This window comes from Brevibacterium sp. (assembly GCF_022712115.1).
Lineage (GTDB): Bacteria > Actinomycetota > Actinomycetes > Actinomycetales > Brevibacteriaceae > Brevibacterium > Brevibacterium salitolerans.
This window is the reverse complement of the sequence record NZ_JALAHB010000261.1, coordinates 1-5,091: the sequence shown is the minus strand read 5'-3', so window position 1 is coordinate 5,091 and position 5,091 is coordinate 1. Positions and strand designations below refer to the sequence as shown.

The following is a 5,091-nucleotide window of genomic DNA, read 5'->3' as shown; positions in this document are numbered from 1 at the left end:
TTTCCCGACTGGCGAACGAGAAACTACTCTAGACCTTCACACGCTGCCTGCGCAAATCACTGACTCGTGACTCACACCACACCCACCCGAAACCCGGACAGGCCTGGCAACGCATTCAGTATCCACAAACAATTCCCCTACCGCCTGATTCGCATCCGGCAGCGAGGCACAAACCTACACACCCCACCCCTCACACGCAAATCGAGAAGCCCCGGCCTCTCGCGCCCCCGCTTCACACGTACGTGACGTCTGTGCCGCGGCCGCCTGTCACGGCCGCTGCGCAGACGTCACCTGCGAGCGAGGAGCGAAAGAAGCGCCGAGGACGTCACCGCCGTGTGAGGTCTCTGGCCGCTTCCAGCAGCGCAGGCACCTGCGTCTCCAGCTTGGGTGCGAAGTCGTCACCGGGACGCTCTCCCGCATTCCACCGCGTGTACATGTCCTCGAGGAACACGGAAGCCTTCCACATCGCCAGCACCTGGTACCAGGGCAGACTGCTGACGTCCAGACCGGACTTCTCCGCGTATCGCGCGACGATCTCGCCCTTCGTGAAGTACCCCTCAGCACGCGTGACCGGGCTCAGGTCCATGACCGACGGGCCGGAATCCTCCCGATCCGAGTACATCGCCACCAGGTATCCGAGGTCGGCCAGCGGATCCCCCAGGGTCGCCATCTCCCAGTCGAGGACGGCCGTGATGCGGGCCGGGGCCTCGGGAGCGAACATGACGTTGCCGAACCGGTAGTCCCCGTGCACCAGTGCCGGCCGCTGAGTGGCCGGCAGGCTCTCACGCAGCCAGCCCGCGAGCTCCTCGACCAGTGGCAGTTCGCGCTCCGTGACCAGTGGCGCGAGCCGGGAGAAGGTTGCGATCTGCCGCTCCAGGTACCCCTCCGGCCGGCCGAACTCGGTGAGCCCCGCCTTCTCCAGATCCAGGCCGTGGAGGCTGACCAGGGTGTCCACCAGCGCCTCGGAGGCGGCTCTGCGGCCTTCAGGGCTGTCCAGTGCCGCAGGCGTCTCCCGCAGCACGATCTCGCCCTCGAGGAAGTCCATGACGTAGAAGGGCACGCCCAGCACGGATTCGTCCTCGCACACCGCGAGGATCTCCGGCACCGGCAGGCCCACCTTCGCCACGCCGCGCTGCACTCTGGCCTCACGGACCATGTCGTGCGTGGACTTGGCGATCGGCGGGCGCGGTCCGCGGCGCAGCACGAACCGCCGCCCGCCGCGCTCCATGAGGTAGGTGATGTTGGACTGGCCGTCGCCTATCCGCGTCCATGCGAGCCGGCCGCCCCCGAGGCCGTGCGCGTCGAGAAATCGCTCCACCGGCTCCAGGACGAGCAGCGGGGGCATGTCCAGTGCTGCGGCCTCGGCCGGGGTCCGCACGACCTCCGCGCCGTCGGGCTCGCTCAGCAGCGGGGTGGGTTCGGTACCAGCGGTGGGCATGCGCGCTCCTCGATCGATCGCTCAGTGTGAGGCCAGTCTCATGGGAGGAGCCCGCAGTTTCAAATCGGCGTCCAGCCGGCGAACGGCCGGCAGGCCGCGGGGGCTCGCCTACAGCCCGCGGTCGCTACTCCCGCGGCGTCTCGACCACGACGATGACGTTGCCCCAGGGATCACGCACATGGAGCGAGCGGCTTCCCGGGGCACCCTCTGGACCACGGTGAGGCGGGGCACCTGAGCGGACAAGCCTCTCCGCGTCCGCATCGAGATCGTCGCTGAATAGCACCAGGAGGGGTTCCGCCTCCTCGTGCCCGCCAGCCCCGCCGTCATCAGTCGTGGCACCATCCCGAGGGCGGGGCATCAGCCACACTCCGGGCTCAGCGGCGGCCCCAGGACCCACATGGGTGGCGCGGAACCCGGGGAATGCCTCTCCGTCGAAGAGGACAGCGAATCCCAATGCGCGCCCGTACCAGTCGATCGCAGCGTCCTGGTCCCCGACTGCGACGACCGCCCTCCCACCCTCACGGCAGTCGCCTCAGAACGGAAGCGTATGCGGCCTTCATTCTATGCAGGCCCCCATTGCGGGAGGAAGAGGCCGGATCAGCTCAGCCGCACTGTTGGCGACGAGTGAGAACCCGCTCCAGATCGTCCACGAGGTCCTCCACGTCCTCGATCCCCACGGACAGCCGCACCAGGTCCCGCGGCGGCGCCTCGGGACTGCCTGCGACGGAGCCGTGGGTCATGGTCGCGGGGTGGCAGACGAGCGACTCCACACCGCCCAGGCTCACGGACAGGCCGAAGAGGTCCGTGCCCTCCGCGACACTGCGCGCGGCGGCTTCACCGGCAGCGAGACCGTCGCTCACCGGCCTCGGTCGCACTGCCGCACCCGCTCCGGGACCACCCCGCGCCGAGCTGGGCCCGCCCTTCACCCGGAAGGACACGATCCCGCCGAACCCGGACATCTGCCTCTTCGCGACCTCGTGCCCGGGGTGGCCCTCCAGCCCCGGGTAGAACACCTGCTCCACCTCCGGCCTGTGCTGGAGCCACTCCGCGATGACCGCGGCGTTCTCGCAGTGCTGCCGCAGGCGGATGCCCAGCGTCTTGAGGCCGCGCGCGGCGAGGAAGGAGTCCTGCGGGCCCGCGACCGCACCGCCGGCGAACTGCTGGAAGCGGACCGCCTCCGCCAGCGGCTGCCCCTCCCACTGCGCATCGCCCACCACCACGGCACCGCCCAGCACGTCCGAGTGGCCGCCGATGTACTTGGTCGTCGAGTGCACGACGGCATCGGCGCCCAGCGTCAGCGGTGTCTGCAGCGCCGGAGAGGCGAAGGTGTTGTCCACGACGACGAGCGCACCGCACGCATGCCCGGCCTCCGCCCAGGCGGCGATGTCGACCACCGTGAGGAGCGGATTGGTGGGCGTCTCGATCCACACGAGGCGCGCCTGCGGTGCCGCGATTGCGGCTTCGAACCCCGGCAGGTCGTCCGGGGCGATGAACTGCGTGGTCACTCCCCAGCGTGCGTAGAGCTGCGTGAGCAGGCGGTGGGTGCCGCCATAGGTCTGCGCCACCGCCACCACGGTGTCCCCCGGCCGCAGCACGGAGCGCAGCAGAGCGTCCTCGGCGGCGATGCCGGAGGCGAAGGCGAAAGCGTGGCTGCCGCACTCCAGAGCCGCGAGCTGCGCCTCGAACCCGTTACGGGTGGGGTTGCCGCCGCGGGAGTACTCGTATCCGGCCCGGAGCGCGTCGACGGCGGGCTGGGTGAAGGTCGAGGTCTGGTAGATGGGCGGGATGACCGCCCCCGTATGCGGATCCGGGGCCTGCCCGGCGTGCACCGCGGAGGTCGCGAAGCCCCTCCGCAGCAGGCGGGGCGGGGCCTCCGCCGCAGTCCATGTCGCCTCGTGCGTGCTCATGCCGTCACCGCCTCGGTCTCGCGGACCGGCGCTTCCGGAGCGCGCACCCGCCCCGCACGCGCAGGGGCGGCCGGCACCTCGGCGGCCCCGGCCTCGGGCGCGGCCTGCGGCTCCCCCAGGCCTGCGGCGGCATGCTCCGCCTCTGCCGGACCCGCCCCGGCCAGCCCTGCGGCGGCGAACGCCTGGGTGAGGTCCGCCCAGAGATCCTCCGGATCCTCCCGCCCCACGGAGAGGCGGAGGGTGCGCTCCGTGATCCCGCCTGCGTCCCGCAGCTCCGGACAGAGCCGACAGTGTGTCATCGACGCGGGATGGGAGACCATCGAGCGGGCATCGCCGATGTTGGCCGCCAGCTTGAACACCTGCAGCGCGTCCACGAAGCGCTCCACCGCCGGCAGGTCGCCGTCCAGTTCGAAGGAGAGCACCGCCCCGGTGCCGCGGGGGAAGTCACGGCGCGCGAGGGCCGCGTCCGGCGAACCGGACACGCTGGGATGGCGGACGACTCGCACACCGGGATGGGCGTGGAGGCGCGCGGCGAGCTCCTCCGCCGTGCGACAGTGCCGCTCCACGCGGATGTCGAGGGTCTCGATCCCGTCGAGGGCCTGCTGCGCGCTCCACGGCGAGAGGCACGGGCCGAGGTCGTGGAGGAACTTGGCGCGGATGAGGTGGAGGAGCGCGCCGTGCTCGCCGTACCGCTCCACCAGCGGCACACCGCCGAACCGCACGAGCGGCACGGTGAGCTGCGGCCACTTCCCCGGCTCCGCACCGGGGCTGAAGCGCCCGGTGTCCACGATGACGCCGGCGAGCGCCGTCCCGTTGCCCGTGAGGTACTTCGTGACGGAGTGGACCACGAGGTCCGCGCCCAGCCTCGCCGGCTGCAGCAGGTGCGGTGTGGCCAGGGTGTTGTCGACGATGAGCGGCACACCGTGACGATGGGCGGCCTCCGCGAGGGCGGGGATGTCCGGCAGATCCGCATGCGGATTGCCGATCGATTCGACGAGGAACGCACGCGTACGCAGGGTCACGGCCGCCTCCCACTGCGCGGGCCGGTGCGGGTCGACCCAGGTCACCTCGATCCCGGCCTCGGTGAGCGAGTCGTTGAGGAGGTCCGCCGTGCCCCCGTAGATGCGTGAGGAGGCGACCACGTGTCCGCCCGGGGTGCCCGGCTCCGGACGCGCCTGCGGATGCTGACCCGCACGGCCGGCGAGCGCCAGGAGCGTGAGGGCGAGCGCCGCCTGGCCCGAGGCCGTGGCGACCGCCCCCACGCCGCCCTCCAGAGCAGCGAGCCGCCTCTCCAGCAGCGCCACGGTGGGGCTGCCGGTACGGGCATAGGTGAATGCGGGCTCCCGTTGGGCGAAGGCCTCGCGGGCATCACGGAGGGAGTCGAACTCGTAGGCGGCGGAGAGGTGGAGGGGCGGCTGCACGGGCCGCGCCGCCGGAGGGGTCGCCGCGCCGCCGTGGATCTGCGCGGTGGCGATCTGCGCGGTGGCGGTGCCGGCGTGGTGCGCGCGGGTGGGAGCGGGCTGGGCGCCGGCGGGCTGAGTTCCGGTGGGCGGTGCAGTGGGGTGCTGGGCTGCGGGTTGGGTGCCGGGATGCCGATGGACCGTCATGTCTCCCCCTGAGAGGTGGGGGCGCCGGGAGCGGATCGCCGGCGCGCCGTACTTGCAGACGGCGGTGCGTCCGCCTGCCGGATCGTCATCTGGGGCACCCGTCGTTGGCGTGGGGTTGCCGACCGGCCGGCCAGAGCCT

General features: G+C 71.7%; 3 protein-coding genes, 1 pseudogene and 1 riboswitch. All 4 genes and pseudogenes read right to left on the bottom strand.

What is annotated here, in order from left to right; all coding sequences use genetic code 11:
- Positions 1-325: 325 nt before the first annotated feature.
- Complete coding sequence (locus Q0A33_RS15560; RefSeq protein WP_291798944.1) at positions 326-1,438, bottom strand: phosphotransferase family protein; 1,113 nt, start codon at positions 1,436-1,438, stop codon at positions 326-328.
- A gap of 124 nt (positions 1,439-1,562) precedes the next feature.
- Positions 1,563-1,934 (bottom strand): annotated as a pseudogene (locus Q0A33_RS16635) (VOC family protein); the annotation flags it as partial.
- A gap of 106 nt (positions 1,935-2,040) precedes the next feature.
- Positions 2,041-3,345: a PLP-dependent transferase gene (locus tag Q0A33_RS15555; protein WP_291798940.1), complete on the bottom strand. Its 1,305-nt coding sequence runs from the start codon at positions 3,343-3,345 to the stop codon at positions 2,041-2,043.
- Entirely contained in the window at positions 3,342-4,952 is a 1,611-nt protein-coding gene (locus Q0A33_RS15550; RefSeq protein WP_291798947.1) for a PLP-dependent transferase, read from the bottom strand. Before Q0A33_RS15550 ends, Q0A33_RS15555 begins: the two co-directional genes overlap by 4 nt.
- 43 nt (positions 4,953-4,995) lie before the next feature.
- A riboswitch (SAM riboswitch) is annotated at positions 4,996-5,091 on the bottom strand. This riboswitch is flagged as partial in the annotation.

Coding starts and splice junctions, on each gene's coding strand:
- Q0A33_RS15560 (WP_291798944.1), bottom strand. CDS start 1,438: ATGCCCACCGCTGGTACCGAACCCACCCCGCTGCTGAGCGAGCCCGAC.
- Q0A33_RS15555 (WP_291798940.1), bottom strand. CDS start 3,345: ATGAGCACGCACGAGGCGACATGGACTGCGGCGGAGGCCCCGCCCCGC.
- Q0A33_RS15550 (WP_291798947.1), bottom strand. CDS start 4,952: ATGACGGTCCATCGGCATCCCGGCACCCAACCCGCAGCCCAGCACCCC.